This window comes from Cellulosilyticum lentocellum DSM 5427 (assembly GCF_000178835.2).
Taxonomy (GTDB): Bacteria; Bacillota; Clostridia; order Lachnospirales; family Cellulosilyticaceae; genus Cellulosilyticum; species Cellulosilyticum lentocellum.
On the sequence record NC_015275.1, the window covers coordinates 2,277,548 to 2,302,090 of the forward strand.

Here is a 24,543-nt window from a genome sequence, read left to right on the forward strand (position 1 = left end):
GACTAAGTCTGTTTTTTAATTAATAATAAATATTTTTTAGTTTTAGTGAAGGAAAGCTTAAATTCTTGTAAGAAATACTGTAAAAAATTAGCACATAGGGTATACTATAAAAGAAAATGAATAACTTATGGTTTAACATAACGAGATGAGGGAAAATATGTTATACTACTTTTAAATAAATGAATGAGGTGCTATATGAAACAAAAATTATTATTATTTGATGGGCATAGTATTGCCAACCGTGCCTTTTATGGGGTGCCTTTATTAACGAATAAAAGCGGTCAATATACCAATGCGATATATGGTTTTTTAAATATGATGTTAAGTATTATGGAAAAAGAAAAACCTGATTACTTAGGTATTACCTTTGATTTAAGTGTACCAACCTTTAGACATGAATTTTCAGCAGATTATAAAGGGAATCGAAAAGGTATGCCAGAAGAGCTTAGGGTACAGATTCCGTTGCTTAAAAAGGTACTCAAAGCAATGCATATTCACATTATTGAAAAAGAAGGTTTTGAAGCAGATGATGTTTTAGGGACCTTGGCTAAAGCTGGAGAAAAAGCAGGGATGCAAGTAACTGTTGTGTCTGGAGATCGAGATTTATTCCAAATTACATCGGATATGATTGAGATTAAGATACCTCGTACAAAAAAGACAGGAACAGAAATCGAAAGCTTTTTTGCCAAAGACGTTGTAGAAACCTATGGTGTATCACCAATAGCTTTTGTGGATGTTAAAGGGCTTATGGGAGATGCTTCTGATAATATTAAAGGAGTACCAGGTATTGGTGAAAAAACAGCTATTAAACTTATTAAGGAATACGGTAGTATTGAGAATCTTCTAGATCAGGTGGATCAAATTACACAAAAGAAACTTAAGGAAAATTTAATGACTTATGCGCAGGATGCTAGGGACAGTAAAATGTTGGCTACTATTATTTGTGATGTTCCCTTAGTTTATAAATGGAGCGATTTTGAGTTTGATTTAGCTCTAGATAGTGAAGCAACAGCACTATTTAGAGATTTAGAGCTTAAGTCCCTTTTAACAAAACTACCCAAGATGGAAAATGAAGCTATAGCAGAAGCAGAAGAAGTTAAAGTAGAGCAGTGGAAGACAACAGATTTTGAAAAGTTTTTACAGGAAAGCAAGGACCAAATGGTCGGGATAGCTTATTTTGTAGAAGATAATACATTAGGTTTGGGTGTTGCTATAGGAGAGCGAGTAGGGTATAGTGAGTGGGACTTAACAGATACAGAAGCTAAAGCTGTTTTGATAGAGTTTCTAGAAAGTGCGACTTATCAAAAAATCGTTCATGATAGTAAAAATTTCAAACATGAACTTTTAAAAGTAGGATTGGGATTAAATGGTGTTTGCTTTGATACTTTCATTGCAGCGTATTTATTACATCCAACTAATAAAAGCTATGATCTAGCAGAACTAGAAGAACTTTTCATTAATAAACAAAGCTTAATGAATTTAGAAAACCTATTAGGGAAAGGAAAGAGCCAAAAAACATGGTTACAGCTAGAAGATGAGGAACGTATAAATAATTTAGGAAAGAGGTCGCAGTTAGCTTTAAGTGTAACAGAAGCTATGAAAGAAGCACTTCAAGAACAAAACATGACTAGATTATTTTATGATATAGAAATGCCACTTATTGATGTTCTTTTTGATATGGAGGTTGAGGGAATTAAAGTAGATCCAGAAGGGCTCAGAAGTTATGGAGAAGAATTACAGGGGTTATTAGATACTTTGACAACTTCTATCTATGAAGCAGCTGGTGAAAGTTTTAATATTAATTCACCTAAACAATTAGGCGTTATTTTATTTGAAAAACTAGGTATTCCATGTGCTAAAAAAACGAAAACAGGCTATTCTACAGCAGCAGAGGTGTTAGAAGCTTTAAAAAATGACTATCCTATTGTGGCACAGATTCTAGAATACCGTCAGTATGCTAAATTAAAATCCACGTATGTAGATGGGCTGTTAAATGTACTAACTGAACAAAATAAGATTCATTCTACCTTTAATCAGACTATTACAGCTACAGGACGCTTAAGTAGCACAGAACCTAATTTACAAAATATCCCTGTTAAATTTGAAATGGGTAAGAAAATTCGTCAGCTATTTGTACCTAGCTCAGAAAACCATATTTTTTTAGATGGAGATTATTCTCAAATCGAACTAAGAGTGCTTGCCCATATGTCGGGAGATCCAACGCTTATCAAAGCTTTTAAAGAAAATATTGATATTCATGCACTAACAGCTTCGCAAGTTTTTCATGTGCCTTTTGAAGACGTGACAAGTATGCAGCGTAGTAATGCAAAAGCTGTTAATTTTGGTATTGTATATGGTATTAGTGCCTTTGCATTGTCAGAGGATCTTAAAATTAGCCAAAAAGAAGCTCAAAAATATATCGATGGCTATTTTGAAAAATATCCTTGTATTAAAGCCTACTTAGATGAGATTATTGATTTCGCTATGCAAAATGGTTATGTAGAAACCTTATATCATCGAAAAAGAGAGATTCCAGAGATATTAGCAAGCAATTATAATATGAGGGAGTTTGGGAAGCGTGTTGCTATGAACACACCTATTCAAGGAACCTCGGCTGATATTATTAAGATTGCTATGATTCGTGTACATCAAAAACTTAAAGAACACAGTCTTAAGTCAAAACTTATTTTAACAGTTCATGATGAACTTTTAATTGATGCCCATAAAGATGAAGTTGAAATTGTTAAAAAACTTTTAAAAGAAGAGATGGAACATGCAGCTGATTTAAGCGTGCCACTTGTAGTAGATGTACATCAGGGGGCCAATTGGTTAGCAGTAAAATAGGAGATTAGAAATGAAAGTGATTGGAATAGTAGGGGGAATAGGTGCGGGAAAATCAACAGTGGTAGCACTGATGAATGAAATAAAACCTATTCATAGTATATCAGCAGATTTAATTGGTCATGAAATTTTACGAAAAGGCCAAAAGGGGTATGGGCCAGTAATAAAAGCTTTTGGTGAGTCTATTTTAGATGAAAGTGGAGAAATTGTAAGAGAGCGTTTAGGTAAAATGGTATTTGGAAATCCAGAGCGTTTAGAAAAGCTTAATGCCATTACACATCCACTTATTACAGAGATTATTAAGGAGCGTATAGTGAGTTATCAGCAAATAGCACCTAGTCAACATATTGTTTTAGAAGCTGCTCTTTTAATCGAAAGCGGTTTGATTCAATTGACGGATGTAGTGATTGCTGTTTATGCAGAAGTATCGGAGAGAACCAAACGTGTTATGATGCGGGATGGCATTGATGAAACACAAATGATTCGCAGGCTTAAAGCACAAAAAGAGTGGGAAGAAATAGAAAGGGTAGCTGATTATATCATCGATAACAGTATTTCTTTAGAAGCTACTAAAATGCAAATTCAGCAAATTTTAATTGCACTTGAGGAGGAGGAAATAGGATGAAAAAGTGGCATAAAATAATAGGTGTTATGACTTTATTAGCGTTTTCGTTAGTTGGTTGTGGACGAGGAGAACTAGCGGAAGGCAAACAGGAGCCTAATGAAGTAGAAGTAGAGCAAACAACAGCGCCTAAAACACCTGATAACCGCATGGTGATTGCTATGGATACACCAGTTACCTTACATCCTCTTTATAATACACAAGAAACAGTAGAACAAGCCTTATACCTTATATTTAGTCCACTTATTAATATTGAAGAAAACGGAACAATTAGCAGTAATTTAGCGGAATCCTGGGTGGTTAATGAAAGTAATACAGCTATAACCATTACCCTAAAGAAAGATATAAAGTGGCATGATGGTATGTCTCTTACAACGGATGACGTACTATATACATTGAATCAAATAAAAGCTATTCCTGATAGTCCTTATAAAGATACAGTAGCTAACTTGCAAGAAATGGTGAAATTGGATGATACGACTTTCAAACTCGTCTATAAAGGGAGTTATAGTGGCGTGTTACAAACCTTATTTTTCCCTGTTATACCTGAACATATTTATAACGTATCAGGTGAAGATACATTAAATATTACACCAGTAGGTTCCGGTCCTTATATGTATGAAAGTACCACGCCAGCTAAGTCTATTATGCTCAAAGCAAATCCAGGTTATTTTAAAGGAAAACCACAAATTGAGGAAGTACAAATCAACTTTATTCCAGATCAACAAAGTATGTTATATGCTTTTAAGCAGGGGTTAATTGATGTAATCTATACTAAGGAAACGGAATGGGGTAAATATATTAATGATGAAGCTTCCACGGCATATGAGATGATATCTCCTGTTTATGAGTTCATGGGAGTTAATCACAACAAAGTGTTATTTCAAAATGCAGCTATTAGGGAAGCATTACTTTATGGCATTAACAGACAGGAAATGGTTCATCTTTTTTATCTTGACCATGCGGTTGTAACAGATACACCTATTAGTCCTATTTCCTATTTATATGATAGAACATTGGAAATAAAAAGTTATGATAAAGAAAAAGCTAAGCTTTTACTTACTCAAGAAGGCTATGAGAAAGATGGAAATACTGGATTTTTGAGTAAAAATGGTGCGCCACTTAGTTTTACCTTACTTGTTAATGAAGAAAATCGAGATCGCATGAAAGTTGCTAAACAAATACAAACTATTTATAAAGAAATAGGTATCGATCTTAAGGTAGAAGCCGTAAATGAAACCACTTATTTAGAACGTATTCAGACAAAGCAATTTGATGCTTTTTTAGGAGGTTATCAGTTAGGTTATGCAACAGATTTAAGTTTTGCTCTTCATTCATCTAGTATTTTAAATGGGGAAAACTATACAAGTTATAAAGATCCACAAATGGATGAGCTATTGCAACAGGCTTTTTTAGCAACACCTGAAGCAGCAATAGATGCTTATCAAAAATTACAACAATATTTTGTAAAACAGACACCTTATATTAGTTTGTATTTTAAAAAATCTGTTTTAATTACCCATAATGAAATTCAAGGTGACATTAAACCTACACCATTAAATATTTTTGCTAATGTAGAAAAATGGACTAGAAAATAAAATCAAAAGAACAAGGGATGCCTTGTTCTTTTGATTTTATGCATATTATTACTTTAAATTTAAATAACTATAGTGTAAAATGGTAAAAAGAAAGGCGATGGCCTATGAGTAAATATCGCAACTATTTTTTTTAATGATAGCATTGTTGCTCCGTCAAGAATAAACCGCCCTATGGTGGGAAAGCAGAATGAAGCTTGTCCATTTTGCAAGGAAAATGAAAAGGAGTTAGAAGTGATTTATGATGAAGTATGGGAAGGAGAAAAGCTTCTTGTACGCATTTTAGCAAATAAATATCCTGTTATACCCATTCAAGGTGATTATGCAGGCTTACATGATGTCATTATTGATACAGCTAATCATTGGGAGCATCCTAAAGATTTTTCTCCAGAGCATTGGCAGGTATTACTTTTAATGATGCAAAAAAGATGGCAACAACTAAGCAAGAATGAAAAAATAGTTTTTATACAAATTTTTAAAAATCATGGCTCTCTAGCAGGAGCCAGTATTTATCATTCCCACTGGCAATTAGTAGCTATGACTAAGATTCCTTATGGCATGATTTCACAGTATGAAAAATATCAAAAACAAAAAGAAAGCCCATGCTTTTTATGTGAAAGAAATCATTTAAAAGAGGCAATTCTTATAAAAGAAACTTCATTGTGGAGGCTTATTATACCACCAAACCCTGAGTTTAATTACGAAATTTGGTTAGTACCTAAAAGTCATAGACAACACTTTGGAGAGTTAGTACAAAAGGAAGTAGTAGAATTAGGAAACTTACTCAAACAATTACTAATGGTTTACGATATCCTTTTGCCAGAGGGTGCTTTTAATATTTGTATGATGAGTGGTGATTTAAGAGGGGAGTGGCAATACCACTTTCATATTAAATTAATGATGAGAATAGGTCATATTGCAGGTTTTGAAATTGCTACCCATTGCCATATTTTAATGATAGATAGGGAACAATATGCTTTAAGAATAAAACAACTATTACAGGGATAGGTGATGTACGCGTGAAGGACTATATAAGAGATACACTTTGCTTTGGTTTAGATATTGGCACCCGTACCGTTATAGGTGTGGTAGGTTATAAGGAAGGTAATGAATTTGTCTTGGTAGACTATGAATGCATGGCTCATGAAGAACGAGCTATGATGGATGGGCAAATTCATGATATTCAAAAGGTATCTAAGGTGGTTTATGAAGTTAAAACAGCTTTAGAAAAACGCTTGAAATTAGAACTTAAAGAAGTAGCTATAGCAGCAGCTGGTCGTGCTTTAAGTACACAAATTGTAAATGTAGCTCAAAATTATGAAGATGTCCAAGAATTTAACTTAAATCATATTCATCATTTGGAACTAGAAGGTGTAGAAAAAGCGAAGGCAATGCAACAAAGTGAAAATACAGATGCAGATTATTTCTGTGTTGCGTATTCGGTTATACAATATTTTCTAGATGATTATGTGATGGCTAATTTAGAAGGACATAAAGGTCATAGTATTGGTGCAAAGCTGATAGCTACTTTTTTACCTAAACAAGTGATTGATAGCCTATATGCGGTAACCGAGAGAGCTGAACTCGCAGTTAGCCATTTGACCTTAGAACCTATTGCAGCTATTAATGCAGTTATTCCAGAACAAATTAGATTACTTAATCTTGCTCTTGTAGATATAGGGGCAGGCACTTCTGATATTGCCATTACAAAAGAAGGAAGTGTTGTAGCTTATGGAATGATTCCTACTGCTGGTGATGAAGTAACAGAAGCGATTATACATAAATACTTAGTTGATTTTCAAACGGCAGAACGTATCAAAATACAAGCCTTAAATGAAGAGAGTATTACTTTTACAGATATCTTAGGACTTACTCAAAAAATAACGACTAAAGAACTAAAAAAGGTAATGGCACCAGTAATTGATACACTTACCTTACAAATTGCAACTAAGATTGTGGAACTCAACGGTAATAATCCACCTAATGCTGTGTTCTGTGTAGGAGGAGGCAGCCAGATGTTTGGTTTTACTACTCGTCTAGCTCAGCATTTAAAGTTAGCAGAACAAAGAGTGGCCGTTCGTAGTACGACACACTTGGTTCATATAAAAGATGAAATTGGCATGATTGATAGTCCTGAAATGATTACACCACTAGGCATTTGTATGACGACGATACAAAATAAATATAGTCAATTTACATTCGTTAATCTAAATGGTCAAAAAGTACAGCTTTTAAATGCCAAGAAGCTAACCGTATTAGATGCTATTGTAGCTATGGGAATAGAACATACAGCCATATTCCCTAAAAAAGGTGAGACATTAATGTTCAAATTAAACGGTGAAAGAAGGCGCATTAAAGGGGAGAATGGTATACCAGCTTCTATTTTATTAAATGGTGAAACTGCAACCATTCATGACCATATTCAAGACGGAGATACAATTCAGGTAGAATTTGGTGTAAATGGGACACCTGGTAAAGCAAATTTGGCAGACTTCTGTAAAATAGAAAAGAAAATAAGTATAGAAGGAAAAAATATGACTTTGCCCTTAGTAAAGGTTGGAGGTCATATTGTTTCTGGGAATTATGAGATTATGTCAAATGACTTAATTGAAGTACAATCGATTCAAACAGTAGCAGAACTTTTAGAAGCTATGTCAATAGATCCTAAAAATAAACTGATTACAGTTGATTTTGAACCAGTTAATTTAGATTATGTCCTAAAAGATGGAGATGCTTTGCTTATTGATACAAAAGTGAAGGGGATGCAGGAACAAAATGCAGCATCGGTAACAGAAAGAAGGATACCTGAAGAAAAAGAGACACCAATAATAGAAGAATCTCATCAAAGTAGTAGGGTGTCAGAGAAAGTAATGAGTGAAAATCTGTATATTATTGCAAATGATAAGACTGTTGCTTTGCCTAAAAAAGAGTCCGATTACATTTTTGCGAGTATATTTGATTTTATAGATTTTGATTTAAGTAAACCTCAAGGAACAGTTCAGTTAGAGAGAAATGGTCAACCTGGTGCTTTAACAGATGTTTTACAAGATGGGGATGTACTTAAAATTTTTTGGAAGAAATAACAGGAGGATAGGAAAATGAAAGGGATTATTACAGTAGTAGGAAAAGATAAAGTAGGGATTATTGCAAAGGTGTGTACTTTTTTAAGTGGTGAAAATATTAATATTTTAGACATTTCACAGACTATCGTTCAAGATTACTTTAATATGATGATGATTGTAGATATTACGGCAATAGAAAAAGATTTTGAGAAAGTGGTAGATGCACTTGTTGCATTAGGACAGGAGATTGGCGTAGACATTCGTCTTCAGCATCAAGATATTTTTGACAATATGCACCGTATTTAAAACATTCAGGGGAAATGATGTGAGAAGGTGTTTTCAAAAAGAAAGGAATAAAAACCATGATTTCAAGATATGAAGTGCAAGAAACCAATAAAATGATTCAAGAAGATAATTTAGATATTCGTACCATTACCATGGGTATTAATTTGATGGATTGTATATCAGATGATATGAATAAACTATGTGATAATATCTACGAAAAAATCACAAGCAAAGCTGAGCATTTAGTAGAAACAGGAGAAATAATCTCTAAGAAGTATGGCATTCCTATTGTTAATAAACGTATTTCAGTTACACCTATTGCTTTAGTAGGTGGAGCTACTAAAGCTAATTCATATGTACCTATTGCTAAAGCCTTAGACCGTGCGGCACAAACCGTAGGTGTTAACTTTATTGGGGGTTTTTCGGCTCTTGTGCATAAAGGATGCTCAAATGCAGATAATGTGCTTATAGAGTCTATTCCAGAAGCACTCGCGGTAACACAGAATGTATGTTCATCTGTGAATGTAGGAACAACACGTACAGGTATTAATATGGATGCTGTTAAACGTATGGGTGAAATTATTAAATTAACCGCAGAGCGTACAGCAGACCGTGGTAGCATTGGTTGTGCTAAACTAGTTGTCTTCTGTAATGCACCAGAAGATAATCCATTTATGGCAGGTGCTTTTCATGGTGTAGGTGAAAGAGATACCGTTATTAATGTGGGTGTTAGTGGCCCGGGTGTTGTAAAAAAAGCACTAGAGACTGCAAGAGGTGCTGATTTCGAAACTTTATGTGAAACTATTAAACGTACAGCTTTCAAGATTACAAGAGCAGGGCAAATGGTAGCCAAAGAGGCGTCTAGCATATTAGATATACCTTTTGGAATTATCGACTTATCTTTAGCCCCAACTCCAGCGGTAGGAGATAGTATTGCTGAGATTTTTGAAGAAATGGGGCTCGAAAGTGCTGGGGCACCAGGAACAACAGCTGCCCTTGCGATTTTAAATGATTGCGTAAAAAAAGGTGGCGTTATGGCTTCATCTTATGTAGGTGGATTAAGTGGTGCTTTCATTCCTGTAAGTGAAGATCACGCTATGATTAAAGCAGCTGAAAGAGGTGCTCTTACACTCGAAAAACTAGAAGCTATGACTTGTGTGTGCTCAGTGGGGCTTGATATGGTTGCTATTCCAGGAGCTACAAGTGCAGCTACTATTTCGGGAATTTTAGCTGATGAGATGGCTATTGGTATGATTAATGCTAAAACGACAGCTGTTAGAATTATTCCAGTTATTGGGAAGGGTGTAGGCGAACAAGTAGAGTTTGGTGGTCTTTTAGGTTATGCACCTATTATGCCAGTTAATAACTATAAATGTGATGCCTTTATAGCAAGAGGTGGTAGAATACCAGCGCCTATTCATAGTTTTAAAAATTAATTTGGTTAAAAGGAGAAATACTTATGTCAGACGTTTTAAAAGCATTACAGCCTAGGAAAGTATTTGAGTATTTTGAAGTAATTAGTAACATTCCACGTGGTTCAGGAAATGAAAGAGTCATTAGTGATTATATGGTGAAATTTGCTACTGATCTTGGATTAGAGGTAAAGCAAGATGAAGCTTATAACATCTATATTAAAAAGCCTGCAACCCCAGGTTATGAAAATGCACCAACAGTGATTTTACAGGGACATCTAGATATGGTGTGTGAAAAAAACAAAGAAACGGTACATGATTTTGAAAAAGATGGTCTTGAGCTTTATATAGAAGGGGATTGGATCGGTGCCAAAGGAACAACGTTAGGTGCTGATAATGGTATTGCTATTGCATATCAAATGGCAGTTTTAGCAGACGATACCCTTAAGCATCCTGCACTTGAATGTTTAATGACTACAGATGAAGAACGTGGCATGAGCGGTGTTGCTCATTTACATCCTGAGTACTTATCAGGTAAGGTGCTATTAAATTTAGATACAGATGTAGAAGGTGAATTTTTATTAAGCTGTGCAGGTGGTGCCAAGGCATATCTGACCATGGTTTTAGATAAAGAAGCAGCTAGTCATGAATTAGTGTATTATCGTTTAGTTTTAAATGGTTTAAAAGGTGGGCATTCAGGTGCGGATATTCACTTTGAAAGAGCCAATGCACATATTTTAATGGGGCGTATGCTATATGCTTTAAAAAGTAAAATAGACTTCAAACTAGCTGAAATAATAGGTGGGTCTAAGGATAATGTGATCACTCGTGAATGTGAAGTGACTATAGCCGTTAAAAAAGAACAAGTAGAGACATTGAAAGCTACAGCTTATGAAATGGTAGAGGTATTTCAAAAAGAATACAGTGCCCAAGAGGAACATATTTGCCTTACATTAGAAGAAGTTGCAGTTCCTAAAGAGGTGCTAATAGACGATTGTTTAAATAGACTCATAGATATTCTTGTAATGCTTCCTAATGGCGTTATGGGTTACGATCAACACATGAAAGGGTTAGTTCAAACATCACTTAACTTGGGAATTTTACAAATGCATAGTGACCGCATCGAATTAGGAAGTGCAGTGCGTAGCAGTGTTGCTTCTCGCAAGGTAGAGTTACTTGCAAAATTAGAAGCTTTTAGCCGAGCTTTTAATTTAAAATTTGAAGTAAAAGGTGATTATCCTGCATGGCAATATAATGAAAAATCTCGTATTAGAGAATGTGTAGGTGAACTTTATATGAAGATGTACGGTAAGGAACCTATCATGACAGCTATTCATGCTGGACTTGAATGCGGTTTTATTGCTGAGAAATTACCGGGCCTTGATATGATTTCGTTTGGGCCTAATGTGAAACATATTCACTCACCACAAGAAGTGGCAAGTATTTCTTCTATGGCTCGCGTTTATGAATATCTTGTTAAACTTTTGGAAAACCTAGTAGCGTACTAAATACGGGAGGCTACTTACTATGAAAATCGAAAAAAATAATCGCTATTTTACAATAGCGGCATATGCTGTAGGAGCATGTCTAGTAACCGTCATTGGTATATTAGCCGTACTTCATTTTAAGGAGGTATGGGCTGCTATTTGTAAAGTATTTGGGCTTATTTATTGGTTATTAAAACCGCTTATTTTGGGGTTTGTTATTGCTTACCTTTTGGATCCGATTGTGGAGTTTTATGAAAATAGATGCCATAAGATAAAAGGAAAAGAACTATTTCATAGTAAGAAAGACCAAGCCGAAAGTGATTTAAATCATCCAAAGCGTTGGCATATGAGAACTGTGCCAACGCTTTTTACATTTTTAACAGTTATTATGGTATTAGGTTTGTTCATTTTAATCATAGTAATGAATATAGAAGCTATTGCAGGCAACTTTTCCTTGCTTGGAATCAAAGAAAGTATCAATCGCTATTTAGCTTATTTTGAAAATATGCTAGAGGGCGTCAATCGGTTTACGAATGAAATGGGGATTTTGAGAGGACAAGAAGGAATTGTGCAGAAGGTTTATAGTGCTATTAATGATTTTGTTTTAAGATTGTCTAACCAATTTCTAAACTCCTTAACCACCATAGGATTAAATACTATGAATCTTTTGTTAGCTTTCGTTATAGCTTTTTATTTGCTTCAAGATAAACAGCGTTGCATTGCTGTAGTTAAAAAAGCCAGCTACACACTGTTAAAACCTAAAATTTATAGACATACTATGGTACTTTGTCATGACATTGACTATGTTTTTTCAGGATATATTAGAGGGCAAATTATTGATGCAATGATTGTAGCTGTATTAACAAGCTTGGCTTTAACAGTTATTCAGCTGGACTTTGCTATTATTATTGGTGTTATTGCAGGCATATTCAATTTGATTCCTTATTTTGGACCTATTGTAGGTTTTATTTTAGCCATCATTATTGGCATTCTAGATCCTAATCCAATGAAAGCTGTTTATGGAGCAATAGCTATTTTGATCATTCAGCAAATAGATGGATGGATTATTGTCCCTAAAGTAGTAGGAGAGTGTGTCAAACTTCACCCGGTTATTGTATTATTAGCGATTTTAATTGGTGGTAATTTATTTGGTTTAATGGGAATGCTTATTGGTGTACCAGTGGCAGCTTTCATTAGATTAGTTTTACTCAGATACGTAACAGAACTGTTTCCAGATGGAGAAGAAGTACTAGAGGAGGAAATAGCCTCTCAGGCCAAAGAAGAAATAAAAGAGAAATAACCACATATAAAAAGTAAAAGGCACCTCATTATAACCATTAAGGAATAATAAGGTGTCTTTTTGTGAGTCTATTATTTTAAAATAACTTTATGGAATACTTTTTTGCCTTTTTGAATCATTAATTCATTATCTTTAAAGTAGTCTAAAGTTATGAGGCTATTAGGATCTGTTATTGCCACACCATCTAGTTTGATACCATTTTGAGTGACTAAACGACGACCTTCAGAACGAGAAGGAACAAGCTTTGTTTCTTGTAATAAAGAAAGAATATCCATACCTGTTTCGAAGTCGGCGGTATTTATTTCTGTAGTAGGAATAGAACCACCATGAGCACCACCTAAGAAAAGAGCTTTTGCGGCTGTATCAGCTTTGAGAGCCTCTTCTTCACCATGTACAATTTTAGTAACTTCAAAAGCAAGACGTTCTTTAGCTTTATTGATTGCAGAACCTTCTACAGCTGTTAAGCTATTAATTTCATCCATAGGAATAAAAGTTAAAAGAGATAGGCAGCGCTTAACATCAGTATCAGCTACATTTCTCCAGTATTGATAAAACTCATAAGGAGATGTTTTTTCAGGATCTAGCCAAACAGCACCCTTTTCTGTTTTACCCATTTTTTTACCTTCACTATTAGTTAATAGTGAGAAAGTCATACCAAAGGATTGGTCTCCATGAAGTCTTCTAACTAATTCCACACCACCTAGTATATTAGACCATTGATCATTGCCACCCAATTGCAACTTACAATTAAAACGACGATAGAGTTCTAAAAAGTCATAAGACTGCATAAGCATATAGTTAAATTCAAGGAATGATAATCCTTTTTCAAGACGTTGTTTAAAACATTCAGCAGTAAGCATGCGATTAACAGAAAAATGTACACCAACCTCTCTTAAAAAATCAATATAGTTGAGGTTACGTAGCCAATCTCCATTATCAACCATAATCGCTTCATCATTTTCAAAGGAAATAAAACGTGACATTTGCTTTTTGAAACATGCAACATTATGGTCAATTATTTCTGTTGTCATCATTTTACGCATATCTGTTTTTCCGGTAGGGTCACCAACCATAGCAGTTCCACCACCAAAAAGAGCAATAGGCCTATGACCGGCTTTTTGCATATGGCTCATAGCCATAACGGTTACAAAGTGACCTACGTGAAGACTGTCAGCGGTAGGATCAAAACCTATATAAAAAGTAACTTTTTCCTTTTCTAAAAGCTCTCTAATTTCTTTTTCATGAGTCATTTGTTCAATAAACCCACGTTCCATTAAAATGTCTAATACATTCATTACTTTGCCTCCTATGTTATAAATGGTTATCATAAAAACAACAAAAAGGGTTACCTCATCCAATAAGGACGAGATAACCCGTGGTACCACCTTAATTCACAAACCAAGTAAGTTTGCCTCAAGTCGATAACGGCGACAACCGAAATAATTCAACTCCAAAGTTGTAATTCATAAATAATTAGGGATGTGTTCACACCAACCACACACTCGCTGAACCCATACATTAGTTTACTACTAAGACTTTATCATCGTTTTTATGACTATTTAATTAATGCTTATCTTAACATAGACATTTTTGATTTTCAAGAGGGAGTAAAAAAGTTTTGATAAAATAATAAATTACCTTGCAAAATAAAACCATATACTTCAAAATATTAAGAGTATAATAATTAATAATCAGTGAATGATAAACAGCGATTGGGTTTAAATGGGAGGTTAAGTATATGTATGGTTCATCTGTAGGGCAATCCGTAATAGGATGTCATTTTACAGAAATGAGGACTCATTTAGGTGTCTATACGACGATAGCTTCAAAAATGCTTTTAGAAATATACGAGGAAGCACGAAGTATTGTACCTATTACTAAAGTTATTATGGATGCGGCAACCTATCAAAAGGATAATGTTTTTAGTATACAGATAGAGGGTTTAAAAGAAGGAATGGCTTATGTATGGCGTATCGTTCACGAAGATTATTCATATTCTCCGTCTATTATGGATCCGTATGCTAAAGGAACATTCTTTTTTCAAGGAGAGTGGCGAAATATCATAAAGAAAACTAATAGGTATCATCTCCCTAAACCGCAGATTCCATGGGAAGAAACTATTCTTTATGAAATGCATGTAGGACATTTTACGATGAATAATAAGACACTTTCTAACGAAAAAAGAGGGACATTTATAGGCTTAATGCAACAGTTACCATATTTAAAACAATTAGGTGTAACGACGTTAGAGCTTTTGCCCATTTTTAAGTGGAATGCCTATACTTTAAAAAATAGAAATCCACAGACAGGGGAACTCCTAGAGGATGTATGGGGCTATAATCCAGTAGGTTTTTTTTGTGTAGATGAGAGGTTTAGTGTAAGTAAAGAGAGTTCAAAAGCTATTGATGAATTTAAACTTTTAGTAGAAAAAGCTCATGAAGAGGGCCTAGAGATTATATTAGATGTAGTATATAATCATACAGGTGAAGGTGGGGAAGACGGAACAGCTTTTCATTTTAAATACCTCGCTCCTAAAGTCTACTACAAGTACAATGATAAAGGGCAATTTTTAAATTGTTCAGGAACAGGAAATACTTTAAATACGAATCATAGCATCGTAAAAAAATTCATTATAGATAGTTTAGTTTATTGGAGTGAGGAAGTCGGTGTAGATGGCTTTCGTTTCGATTTAGCTTCTATTTTAGGTCAGGATGAATGTGGTAGATGGATTAAGACATCGTTGCTTAATGAGATTGCTGAGCATCCCTTACTCGGAAAAGTTAAACTTATTAGTGAAAGTTGGGATGCAAAAGGGAGTTATGATGTAGGAAGAATGCCTTATCCTTTTAGAGAGTGGAGTGACTACTTTAGAGATACCATGAGACAATTTGTGAAAGGTGACCAAGGAAAGATAAAAGCCTTGGCTGATTGTATTCAGGGAAAAGAAGTCTATTTTACAGATCTAACGAAAGGGACTTCTCATATGATTCATTTCATTACAGCTCATGATGGCTTTACTATGTGGGATTTGTTATCTTATAATGATAAGCATAATGAAGCTAATGGGGAAGGAAATAGAGATGGACACAATGCTAACTATAGTTACAACTGGGGAGTGGAAGGAACGACAGAAGATACCAATATTTTAGAAGCCAGAAAACGGGGGATGCGCAACTTAATGTGCTTACTTATTCTTGCCCAAGGGGTACCTATGCTTCTTATGGGAGATGAAATAGGACGCACACAAGGAGGTAATAATAATGCTTTTTGTCAAAATAATGAATCTGTTTGGATGGATTGGGAAAGAGTAACAACGTTTAAATCGCAGTATTTATTTGTCCAAAGATTAATTGCGCTCAGAAAAAGTCTAGACTATTTTAAAACAGCTGATAAAAATAACTATAAAATAAGTTGGCACGGTATACGGTATAATCAGCCGGATTGGTCTTATTACTCAAAGAGTATTGCTTGTTTTATTGAAGGAGATCAAAGTTTATTTTTAGTGGCAAATAGCCACTATGAAAGTTTAAGATTTGAAATGCCTCCTTCTAATAAGAAGTGGTGCCGTGTGATTGATACAGCTTATAAGGAAATAGAAGATATTATTAATGAAGAAATAATAGAAGAAACAAATTATGAGGTCAAGCCGTATAGTATTTGTTTTTTTAAAGAAATAAATCATAAAAAGATAGGATAGAATAAAAAGGGCTATTGTAATGAACGATTAAACGTTACATTATAATAGCCCCTCAACTTTTCATTAAGCAATTAGATAAGGGGTAAGATGATCTGGAATGTCTCCATGGGAACAGGAGGTACCAATGATGAATTCAACTTGATATTTATCGGAGAGTTCCCTAATACGATCAAATAGCTGAGTCAAGTCGTCAATGCAACAATGGGTAAGTTTTACAAGTTCATCAATAAACACAATTTCAATATCATGATTAGCAGATAAAATACCACACAAGAAACCGAAAAAATCTGTTTGGGATTTTAAAGGAAAGGTAGAGGCTTCAATAAGACGTACTTGATGAGATAGGGCATAACGATGAGTATTAGTACTGTCAATATAAACAGCATGACCTTTAATGTGTGTTACAGCTTGGTTGGCAGCTTCAATCATTTTTTTTGTTTTACCTTCGCCTGTTTGACCTGTTATAATTTTGATCATACACATCACCTCTTAAATAGTTTTTATTATTATATTTATTCAATTTCTTTTTCAAAATACCTCTTTTTTTAGGAAAAAAGTAAAATGATTTTTAAGCTTTATGATTTGATATAGGTATAAATGATAAAAGACTTCAGATAATAAAAAGAAAACCACTTTAGAAAAAGTGGCTCTAGTAAAACATATTAATTATTGGAATAAGGTTGATCGTAAACACGTCCATAAAGTGTAAGACAGTAAAGACCTGCGATACCAATTACCGCATAAATAACTCTACTTACCCATGAACTCATACCACCGAAGATAAATGCTACTAAGTCAAATTGGAAAAAGCCAATAAGTCCCCAGTTAATTGCACCGATGATAATAAGTGTAATTGCAATATAATCCCAAGTTCTAGATTTCATAATGAAGTAACCACCTTTCTGATATTTTATAGCAAAGCAAGATGATACTTGTATTATGTGTATATTATCAAAATTTATTCATTATACGCTGTGATAAGGTATGGATATTATTACCAAAATATAAGATGGTAGGTACATAAAGTTATTTGATAGCCCATATAAATAAAATAAACAAAGTAAGGAGAAAAGTATGTCATATATTTCCAAAGGTCTTGTTTATTTAGAAAATCAAATGTATAGTTATCTAATCATGTTACAGCAATTAAAAGCACTTGAAAATCAGTATCCCTTTTTAAAAGTACAAATGATAGGTAAAAGTGTTATGGAACGTCCCCTTTATCTTATTCACTTAGGTAATGGAAAACGAAAAATACATATCAATGGTAGTCATCATGCCAATGAATGGGTAACTAGTTTTATTGTAATGAAATCCGTAGAAAAGCTTTGTGAAGAAGTAAGGATTGGACAAGTAAAACTAGAACAAATCAATTTTGACTTTGTTCCAATGGTTAATCCTGATGGCGTTGAACTTTCTTTATATGGTCTACAGTCCATTATTTATACTAAGCAAAAAGAAAAATTATTAAAAATGAATGAGGGGTTTGATAATTTTTCAAGATGGAAAGCTAATATACGTGGGGTAGACTTAAATCGAAATTATGATGCAGATTTTGCAAGCTATAAGAAAAATAGTGAAAAAAAAGGACCAAGCTATGCGTATTATGCTGGTATGACACCCGAGAGTGAACCAGAAAGTAAGGCTTTAGCAATGCTCACCAGAAAACGATTATATGATATGGTCTTAGCTTATCATACTCAAGGAGAAGTGATCTATTGGAATTATGGGAATGTTGAGGTGCCAACAGCTAAGGAATATGCTATAATGTTTTCCGAAGCAAGTGGCTATTTACTAGATGAACCAGAAGAAGCGGCATCATCTGGTGGATATAAAGATTGGTTTATAGCGACTTATAAAAAACCTGGCTTTACAATTGAATGTGGTATAGGAGAAAATCCCATTTCAGTTAGTCAGGCAGAAAGTATCATAAGACGTACATGGCCTATTATCAAATGTGCGCAAAAGGACATAAGAGAAGGAGTCATTTGATTTGGAAGTTTACTATAAATATTCAACTTATTTAAAAGAAAAGTATGGAGATAAGGTTTATAAAATCCCAATCCATTTACCAGTTACTTGCCCTAATCGTGATGGAGCAGTGGCTTATGGGGGATGTACTTTTTGCGGAGACGTAGGTGCCGGATATGAAATGCGTAGTAGTAAAGAAAGTGTTGCAGAGCAGTTAGAAAAAAACATTGAAAAAATTAAAAATAAATATAAGGCAAGATATTTTATTCCTTATTTACAAAACTACAGTAATACGTATATGCCTCTTGACACTTTTAAAAAGGTATTAGGAGAACTTAATCATCCAGATAGTGTAGGTATTTCAGTATCAACAAGACCTGACTGTATTAATAAGGCTTATTTAGATGCATTACATGAGTGGGCCACTACCTATAAGAAGGAAGTATGTATAGAGTTAGGATTACAAACAATTAATTATCATACTTTAAAAATCATTAATCGAGGGCATAGTTTGGCAGAATATTTAGATGCTATTATGCAGATTAAAGCTTATCCTTTTACTTTATGTACCCATATTATTGTAGATTTACCTTGGGATACAATGGAAGATGTTATTGAAACAGCCAAATGTATGAGTGCATTAAAAAGTGATTATGTTAAATTACATGCGTTGTACATTGTCAAAAATACCGTTTTAGGTGCTGCTTATGAAAAAGGTGAATTAGAACTTATAGATTTAGAAAGCTATAAGGAGAGAGTGATTACATTTCTAAGATATTTATCACCTGATATTGTCGTACAGCGTATTATAGGAAGAGCACCAGAAGAGCATACTTTATATGCTAACTGGAATACCAGTTGGTGGAAAATACATGATGATGTTGTAGCTACTATGGAAAAGCATGGCTATAAGCAAGGCGATCTATGCAATTATTTAAATGGGAAGGCTCTTAAGCGTTTTAACAGTTGTTTAAGTTTATAGTAGGGTAGGAGAAGGTCATGAAGATATTTGCTATTGGTGATTTACATTTAAGCTTTAACGCTAATAAGCCTATGAACATATTTGGTGCTGGGTGGGAAAATCATTACAAGCGCATAGAAAAGAATTGGAGAAAGAATATTAGTTATGAAGATGTGGTGCTTATTCCTGGAGATATATCTTGGGCAATGCGTTTTCAACAAGCACAAGTCGATTTAGATTGGTTAGAAGCGCTTCCGGGCAAAAAGATCTGTATTAAAGGAAACCATGATTATTGGTGGGATCGACCTAAAAAGCTGAATGAGTACTATAAACAAATTGTTTTTTTGCAAAATACAGCTTATCGAATAGGAGAGGTAGCTATTTGTGGGACAAGAGGATGGATTAGTCCTAATACATCCTCATTTACAGAGGAAGATTCAAGAATATATGAACGAGAACTAATGAGATTAGATCTTTCTCTTAAAGCAGCAAAAGAGGCAAAGGAAATATGGGTGATGCTTCACTATCCACCAACTACTCAGCAGGAGCATACCTCCTCTTTAATAGAGAAATTAACCGGTTACCCCGTAACCAAAGTGATTTATGGTCACTTGCATGATGAAATTTCTTGGGGACAAAGTCTAAGAGGTGTGTATGATGGAATTACTTATGAGCTTGTATCGGCTGATTATTTGCAATTTGATCCACTTTATTTAGGAGAAGTATAAGCCTATACTTAAAGACCTAACAAGTAATGATACTATATCAATAATGGAGAAGAGAAAATGAAGTTACCAGAAACTTTTACAGTAAAGATGAAAGCGTTGTTAAAAGATGAATATGAGGATTATTTAGCTTCTTATCATTTACCTCAATATCAGGGGATTCGTATTAATACATTAAAGGTAGATTTAGAACAATGGGAAACAATAAATCCCTTTGCAACTTTAAAAGAAGTCCCATGGTGTAAAGAAGGTTTTTACTATGACAAGGAAGAGAAACCGACTAAACATCCATACTATTATGCTGGCCTTTATTATATACAAGAACCAAGTGCTATGTCACCAGGCGCTTATTTACCAATTGTTCCTGGAGATCGTGTACTTGATTTATGTGCAGCACCAGGAGGAAAGAGTACACAAATAGCAGCACGTATGGAAGGGAAAGGCGTATTGGTATCTAATGATATCAGTGCTTCAAGAGCGAAAGCGCTTTTGAAGAATCTAGAAAACTTTGGTGCTAGGCAAGCTATTGTTACGAGTGAAACCTCTGAGAAACTTGCTAGTAAGTGGCCAGGTTATTTTGATAAGATCTTAATTGATGCCCCCTGTTCAGGAGAAGGTATGTTTAGAAAGAATGAAACTGCAGTTAAAAGTTGGGAGAATTATGGTGTTGATTATTGTATGAGGCTTCAAGAAACTATTTTAGAAGATGCCGCTACTATGTTAAAACCTGATGGTATGTTATTATACTCTACGTGTACTTTTTCACCTGAAGAAAATGAAGGGATGATTGGTGCGTTTTTAAAAAAGCATTCAGATTTTAAGGTAGTGCCGTTATTGCCTGTAGGAGGAATACAAGAAGGTAAACCTGAGTGGATAGATGCTCCAGCTAGTTTAAAGGGAGCATTAAGATTATGGCCTCATCATATAGAAGGTGAAGGACATTTCGTTTGTTTATTAAAGCGTGAAAATAAAAATCATGAATTATCATATAAACCACAGCTTTATAAAAGATTAAAGGATTATTCTGAAGCGTACGCCTTTTTAAAGGAACAAACCTATTTACCTGAGGATTTACCTGTTGTAGAAATTAAGGGAAAATTATACCAAGTCCCATCAGACAATCCACCTTTAATGGGTATTCGTGTGATTAGATGTGGGGTATTACTGGGTGAAATTAAAAATAAGCGTTTTGATCCAGGGCATGCCTTAGTGTTAGCTTATGGAAAAGAAATGTTTAAAAATACTATTTGTTATAAAAGTACAGACGAAGAAGTTATACGTTATTTAAAAGGAGAAACGCTTTTACATGAGGCACATAAAGGGTATCATGTTATTTGTGTAGATGATCAGCCTTTAGGATGGGTAAAGGCTCAAGACGGAAGGCTCAAAAATCAATATCCAGCAACTTGGAGAATGGTATAGGTGGAAAAAATGAGTGGAAAAAAGATACGTTTAGATAAATATTTAGTACATGTAGGTTATGGTACTCGTAGTACCGTTCAAAAGATAATCAGAGGTAAAAAAGTTAAGGTAGATGGCCAAGTCATTATAAAACCCGAAACAGCTGTTAACTCTCTAACAAGTGTAGTAGAAGTAAATGGTGAAAGAATGGATTACCAAGAGTTTTATCACTTTATACTGAATAAACCTAGAGGTTATATTACAGCAACAGAAGATGGACGTGATCAAACAGTTTTAGACCTATTAGAGGAAAGAGATCAGAATAAAGAAGTTTTTCCAGTAGGAAGACTAGATAAAGACACGGAAGGCCTGCTAATTTTAACAAATGATGGCAAGATGGCTCATGGTTTACTTTCTCCTAAACGTCATGTTGATAAGGTCTACTATGCTAGGGTGGCTGGCAAAATGACAGAAGAGGACATAAAAATGTTTGCTGAAGGAATCGCTTTAACTGATGGTACAAAGTATGCACCAGGAAAACTAGAAATTATCAGAAGTGATGAGGAATCAGAAATTTATGTGACTATCCACGAAGGAAAGTTTCATCAGGTAAAACGTATGGTTCAGGCAGTTGGAAAAGAAGTCGTCTATTTGAAACGTATTAAAATGGGTGGACTTGAATTGCCAGAAGATTTAAGTTTAGGGACTTACCGCACCCTTACAAAAGAAGAATTGGATTTACTTACACAAACTCAATAAGTTAAGAAAATGATTAGCAGACAGTTAAGTATGTTAATCATTTTTTGTTTATAAAGCTTTCAAGAAAAGGTGTTTTTAGTATTTAGAGAGTAGGCCGTTTATTTCAACAGAAGTATAAAAAGTTTTTATTAATAAAAAGTTGAATTTTTATTAATTGTATGTATAATTATAAATATATTTATAAAGATTACTTAAGGGGGAATAAAAATGTTTGGATTAAAAGGAAAATCTTTTTTGACATTACATGATTTTTCGTCAGAACAAATTAATTACTTATTAACTTTAGCAGGCGAATTAAAAAATAAAAAAAGAATGGGCATAAAAGGAGACCTACTTACAGGAAAAAATGTAGCTCTTATTTTTGAAAAACCTTCTACACGTACACGTTGTGCTTTTACTGTAGCTTGTGTAGATGAAGGTGCACATCCAGAATATCTAGGAAAGAATGACATTCAATTAGGTCATAAAGAAAGTGTAGCTGATACAGCACGTGTATTAGGGCGCTTATTTGATGCTATAGAATTCAGAGGTTTCTCACAAGAAGTTGTAACTGATTTAGCTAAGTACAGTGGTGTACCTGTTTATAACGGTTTAACAGACCTGTATCATCCAACACAGATTTTAGCAGATTTATTGACTATGAAAGAACATCTAGGCGAACTAAAAGGAAAGAAATTCGTTTTCATAGGAGATGGACGTAATAATATGGGCAATAGCTTATTAATTGGTTGCACAAAGATGGGAGTAGATATTACGATTATTGCACCAAAATCTTTATGGCCAGAAGAAAACCATGTGAAAGTTTGTGAGGGTTATGCAAAGCTTTCTGGTTCCAAAGTAGAAATTACAGAGTCTGTTGAAGCCGTGAAAGGTGCAGATGTGATTTATACAGATGTTTGGTGTTCTATGGGAGAAGAAGATAAAGCTAAGGAACGCATTGCACTTTTAAAACCTTATCAAGTGAATGAGGCGCTTATTGCAAAAGTTGAAAATCCAAACATGATTTTCATGCATTGCTTGCCTGCAGTGAAGGGCTATGAGGTGACGGAAGAGGTGTTTGAAAGTAGTTATTCTGTTGTATTTGATGAAGCAGAAAATCGTATGCATACTATTAAAGCTGTCATGGTAGCAACTTTAAGCTAATCTGAAACAATGCAATGATATAAAAACTGTATAAATAGACAAAAATCTAGAGGAAATATGAATCTGTGTTATGACAAAAAATCATATGTTAAAATTATGTGTAAAATTTTACATTGACTATTTTTAATAAATTAAATATAATTTTATAAACATTAGATATAATGTGGAGATTATTTTTAAAATTATAGGAGGGGTATCATGCGTGTATTTAATTTTTCAGCAGGACCTGGTGCATTGCCACTAGAAGTACTTGAAAAAGCTCAAAAAGAACTTGTATGCTATGGAGATAGCGGTATGAGTGTTATGGAGATGAGTCATCGTTCGAAACCTTATGACGCAATTATCAAAGGCGCTGAAGCAAAACTCAGAGAAATTATGAACATTCCTGACAATTATAAAGTGTTATTTTTACAAGGTGGTGCATCCCTTCAGTTTGCCATGATTCCATTAAACTTAATGAGAAATTCATATAAAGCTGATTATATTGAGTCTGGTATGTTCGCATCTAAAGCACTTAAAGAGGCTCAAAAGTTTGGAAAAGTTAATGTTGTCGCTTCTTCAAAAGCAGATAAATACGCTTACATACCAAAAGTAACAAAAGATCAATTTGATTCAGAAGCAGATTATGCTTATATTTGTGCTAATAACACGATTTATGGAACAAAGTATCATGAGTATCCTGATACTGGTAATGTGCCATTAGTAGCAGATATGTCTTCATGTATTTTATCAGAACAAGTTGATGTAAGTCGTTTTGGTATTATTTATGCAGGCGCACAAAAGAATTTAGGACCTGCAGGTGTAACACTAGTTATTATTCGTGAAGACCTTGTTGGCCATGCCAAAGAAACTGTACCATCAATGCTTAATTATCAATTAATGGTAGAAAATGAATCCATGTATAATACACCACCAACTTATGGTATTTATATGCTTAAACTGATGTTCGAATGGATTGAAGCACAAGGTGGAGTAGCTGCTTTAGAAAAGAGAAATAAAGAAAAAGCAGCAGTGCTTTATAACTATTTAGATGAATCAAAAATGTTTAAAGGAACAGCCAATAAAGAAGACCGTTCTTTAATGAATGTTACTTTTGTAACAGGTAATGAGGAGCTAGATGCTAAATTTGTAAAAGAAGCAACAGCTGCTGGTTTTGTAAATCTAAAAGGACATAGAAGTGTAGGTGGTATGCGTGCTAGCATTTATAATGCTATGACACTTGAAGGTGTACAAAAATTAGTAGAGTTTATGAAGAAATTTGAAAGTGAAAACTAGGGGGGAA

The 24,543-nt window shown here is 34.2% G+C and carries 20 protein-coding genes and 1 other annotated feature; of the genes, 17 read left to right on the forward strand and 3 right to left on the reverse strand.

Annotated elements, in window-relative coordinates:
- The first annotated feature begins 195 nt into the window (after nucleotides 1-195).
- The 9 genes from polA (at nucleotide 196) to CLOLE_RS10445 (ending at nucleotide 12,604) form a co-directional block, all read left to right on the forward strand.
- Nucleotides 196-2,844: a DNA polymerase I gene (gene polA, locus CLOLE_RS10405; RefSeq protein WP_013657071.1), complete on the forward strand. Its 2,649-nt coding sequence runs from the start codon at nucleotides 196-198 to the stop codon at nucleotides 2,842-2,844.
- Nucleotides 2,845-2,854: 10 nt separating this feature from the next.
- Entirely contained in the window at nucleotides 2,855-3,466 is a 612-nt protein-coding gene (gene coaE, locus CLOLE_RS10410; RefSeq protein WP_013657072.1) for a dephospho-CoA kinase, read from the forward strand.
- A complete protein-coding gene (locus CLOLE_RS10415; protein ID WP_013657073.1) occupies nucleotides 3,463-5,061 on the forward strand; it encodes a peptide ABC transporter substrate-binding protein in 1,599 nt (532 codons plus the stop codon). Before coaE ends, CLOLE_RS10415 begins: the two co-directional genes overlap by 4 nt.
- A gap of 171 nt (nucleotides 5,062-5,232) precedes the next feature.
- A complete protein-coding gene (locus CLOLE_RS10420; protein WP_041712957.1) occupies nucleotides 5,233-6,066 on the forward strand; it encodes a DUF4931 domain-containing protein in 834 nt (277 codons plus the stop codon).
- Nucleotides 6,067-6,077: 11 nt separating this feature from the next.
- A complete protein-coding gene (locus CLOLE_RS10425) occupies nucleotides 6,078-8,141 on the forward strand; it encodes a cell division FtsA domain-containing protein (protein ID WP_083801258.1) in 2,064 nt (687 codons plus the stop codon).
- A 15-nt stretch (nucleotides 8,142-8,156) separates the two neighbouring features.
- A complete protein-coding gene (locus CLOLE_RS10430; RefSeq protein ID WP_013657076.1) occupies nucleotides 8,157-8,426 on the forward strand; it encodes an ACT domain-containing protein in 270 nt (89 codons plus the stop codon).
- A 56-nt stretch (nucleotides 8,427-8,482) separates the two neighbouring features.
- On the forward strand, nucleotides 8,483-9,841 hold the full coding sequence (locus tag CLOLE_RS10435; protein WP_013657077.1) for a PFL family protein: 1,359 nt from the start codon (nucleotides 8,483-8,485) through the stop codon (nucleotides 9,839-9,841).
- A gap of 23 nt (nucleotides 9,842-9,864) precedes the next feature.
- Nucleotides 9,865-11,325: an aminoacyl-histidine dipeptidase gene (locus CLOLE_RS10440; protein ID WP_013657078.1), complete on the forward strand. Its 1,461-nt coding sequence runs from the start codon at nucleotides 9,865-9,867 to the stop codon at nucleotides 11,323-11,325.
- Between the two features lie 19 nt (nucleotides 11,326-11,344).
- Nucleotides 11,345-12,604 carry an AI-2E family transporter gene (locus CLOLE_RS10445; RefSeq protein WP_013657079.1) on the forward strand — a complete coding sequence of 420 codons (1,260 nt, stop codon included), beginning with the start codon at nucleotides 11,345-11,347 and terminating at the stop codon, nucleotides 12,602-12,604.
- Between the two features lie 71 nt (nucleotides 12,605-12,675).
- On the opposite strand, the gene tyrS is transcribed toward CLOLE_RS10445, so the two are convergent.
- A complete protein-coding gene (gene tyrS / locus CLOLE_RS10450) occupies nucleotides 12,676-13,899 on the reverse strand; it encodes a tyrosine--tRNA ligase (protein WP_013657080.1) in 1,224 nt (407 codons plus the stop codon).
- 61 nt (nucleotides 13,900-13,960) lie between these two features.
- Nucleotides 13,961-14,157 (reverse strand) — a binding site (T-box leader).
- Between the two features lie 185 nt (nucleotides 14,158-14,342).
- On the opposite strand from tyrS, the gene CLOLE_RS10455 reads away from it, so the two are divergent.
- Complete coding sequence (locus CLOLE_RS10455; protein WP_013657081.1) at nucleotides 14,343-16,301, forward strand: alpha-amylase family glycosyl hydrolase; 1,959 nt, start codon at nucleotides 14,343-14,345, stop codon at nucleotides 16,299-16,301.
- Between the two features lie 63 nt (nucleotides 16,302-16,364).
- Here the strand turns inward: CLOLE_RS10455 and CLOLE_RS10460 are convergent, their stop codons facing one another.
- On the reverse strand, nucleotides 16,365-16,778 hold the full coding sequence (locus CLOLE_RS10460) for a hypothetical protein (RefSeq protein ID WP_013657082.1): 414 nt from the start codon (nucleotides 16,776-16,778) through the stop codon (nucleotides 16,365-16,367).
- Between the two features lie 185 nt (nucleotides 16,779-16,963).
- Entirely contained in the window at nucleotides 16,964-17,185 is a 222-nt protein-coding gene (locus tag CLOLE_RS10465) for a DUF378 domain-containing protein (RefSeq protein WP_013657083.1), read from the reverse strand.
- A 190-nt stretch (nucleotides 17,186-17,375) separates the two neighbouring features.
- On the opposite strand from CLOLE_RS10465, the gene CLOLE_RS10470 reads away from it, so the two are divergent.
- The 7 genes from CLOLE_RS10470 (at nucleotide 17,376) to serC (ending at nucleotide 24,536) form a co-directional block, all read left to right on the forward strand.
- Entirely contained in the window at nucleotides 17,376-18,293 is a 918-nt protein-coding gene (locus tag CLOLE_RS10470; protein WP_013657084.1) for a M14 family metallopeptidase, read from the forward strand.
- A gap of 1 nt (nucleotide 18,294) precedes the next feature.
- Nucleotides 18,295-19,254 carry a TIGR01212 family radical SAM protein gene (locus CLOLE_RS10475; RefSeq protein WP_013657085.1) on the forward strand — a complete coding sequence of 320 codons (960 nt, stop codon included), beginning with the start codon at nucleotides 18,295-18,297 and terminating at the stop codon, nucleotides 19,252-19,254.
- Nucleotides 19,255-19,271: 17 nt separating this feature from the next.
- The gene (locus CLOLE_RS10480; protein WP_013657086.1) at nucleotides 19,272-19,961 is read left to right on the forward strand and encodes a metallophosphoesterase; all 690 of its coding nucleotides are present in this window, start codon (nucleotides 19,272-19,274) and stop codon (nucleotides 19,959-19,961) included.
- A gap of 57 nt (nucleotides 19,962-20,018) precedes the next feature.
- Complete coding sequence (locus tag CLOLE_RS10485) at nucleotides 20,019-21,380, forward strand: RsmF rRNA methyltransferase first C-terminal domain-containing protein (protein WP_013657087.1); 1,362 nt, start codon at nucleotides 20,019-20,021, stop codon at nucleotides 21,378-21,380.
- 9 nt (nucleotides 21,381-21,389) lie between these two features.
- The gene (locus CLOLE_RS10490) at nucleotides 21,390-22,118 is read left to right on the forward strand and encodes a pseudouridine synthase (RefSeq protein ID WP_013657088.1); all 729 of its coding nucleotides are present in this window, start codon (nucleotides 21,390-21,392) and stop codon (nucleotides 22,116-22,118) included.
- 207 nt (nucleotides 22,119-22,325) lie between these two features.
- Nucleotides 22,326-23,261, forward strand: coding sequence for an ornithine carbamoyltransferase (argF, locus tag CLOLE_RS10495; RefSeq protein ID WP_013657089.1), 936 nt, complete (start codon nucleotides 22,326-22,328; stop codon nucleotides 23,259-23,261).
- 195 nt (nucleotides 23,262-23,456) lie between these two features.
- Nucleotides 23,457-24,536, forward strand: a complete 1,080-nt coding sequence (gene serC, locus CLOLE_RS10500) for a 3-phosphoserine/phosphohydroxythreonine transaminase (RefSeq protein WP_041712959.1) — start codon at nucleotides 23,457-23,459, stop codon at nucleotides 24,534-24,536.
- Nucleotides 24,537-24,543: the final 7 nt, after the last annotated feature.

Excerpts from the sequence above, each read along its gene's own strand:
- CLOLE_RS10440 (WP_013657078.1), top strand. The coding sequence starts at position 9,865 with ATGTCAGACGTTTTAAAAGCATTACAGCCTAGGAAAGTATTTGAGTAT.
- CLOLE_RS10455 (WP_013657081.1), top strand. The coding sequence starts at position 14,343 with ATGTATGGTTCATCTGTAGGGCAATCCGTAATAGGATGTCATTTTACA.
- CLOLE_RS10420 (WP_041712957.1), top strand. The coding sequence starts at position 5,233 with ATGGTGGGAAAGCAGAATGAAGCTTGTCCATTTTGCAAGGAAAATGAA.
- argF (WP_013657089.1), top strand. The coding sequence starts at position 22,326 with ATGTTTGGATTAAAAGGAAAATCTTTTTTGACATTACATGATTTTTCG.
- CLOLE_RS10445 (WP_013657079.1), top strand. The coding sequence starts at position 11,345 with ATGAAAATCGAAAAAAATAATCGCTATTTTACAATAGCGGCATATGCT.
- CLOLE_RS10470 (WP_013657084.1), top strand. The coding sequence starts at position 17,376 with ATGTCATATATTTCCAAAGGTCTTGTTTATTTAGAAAATCAAATGTAT.
- CLOLE_RS10435 (WP_013657077.1), top strand. The coding sequence starts at position 8,483 with ATGATTTCAAGATATGAAGTGCAAGAAACCAATAAAATGATTCAAGAA.
- CLOLE_RS10485 (WP_013657087.1), top strand. The coding sequence starts at position 20,019 with ATGAAGTTACCAGAAACTTTTACAGTAAAGATGAAAGCGTTGTTAAAA.
- tyrS (WP_013657080.1), bottom strand. The coding sequence starts at position 13,899 with ATGAATGTATTAGACATTTTAATGGAACGTGGGTTTATTGAACAAATG.
- coaE (WP_013657072.1), top strand. The coding sequence starts at position 2,855 with ATGAAAGTGATTGGAATAGTAGGGGGAATAGGTGCGGGAAAATCAACA.
- CLOLE_RS10480 (WP_013657086.1), top strand. The coding sequence starts at position 19,272 with ATGAAGATATTTGCTATTGGTGATTTACATTTAAGCTTTAACGCTAAT.
- polA (WP_013657071.1), top strand. The coding sequence starts at position 196 with ATGAAACAAAAATTATTATTATTTGATGGGCATAGTATTGCCAACCGT.
- CLOLE_RS10430 (WP_013657076.1), top strand. The coding sequence starts at position 8,157 with ATGAAAGGGATTATTACAGTAGTAGGAAAAGATAAAGTAGGGATTATT.
- CLOLE_RS10460 (WP_013657082.1), bottom strand. The coding sequence starts at position 16,778 with ATGATCAAAATTATAACAGGTCAAACAGGCGAAGGTAAAACAAAAAAA.
- CLOLE_RS10490 (WP_013657088.1), top strand. The coding sequence starts at position 21,390 with ATGAGTGGAAAAAAGATACGTTTAGATAAATATTTAGTACATGTAGGT.
- CLOLE_RS10415 (WP_013657073.1), top strand. The coding sequence starts at position 3,463 with ATGAAAAAGTGGCATAAAATAATAGGTGTTATGACTTTATTAGCGTTT.
- CLOLE_RS10465 (WP_013657083.1), bottom strand. The coding sequence starts at position 17,185 with ATGAAATCTAGAACTTGGGATTATATTGCAATTACACTTATTATCATC.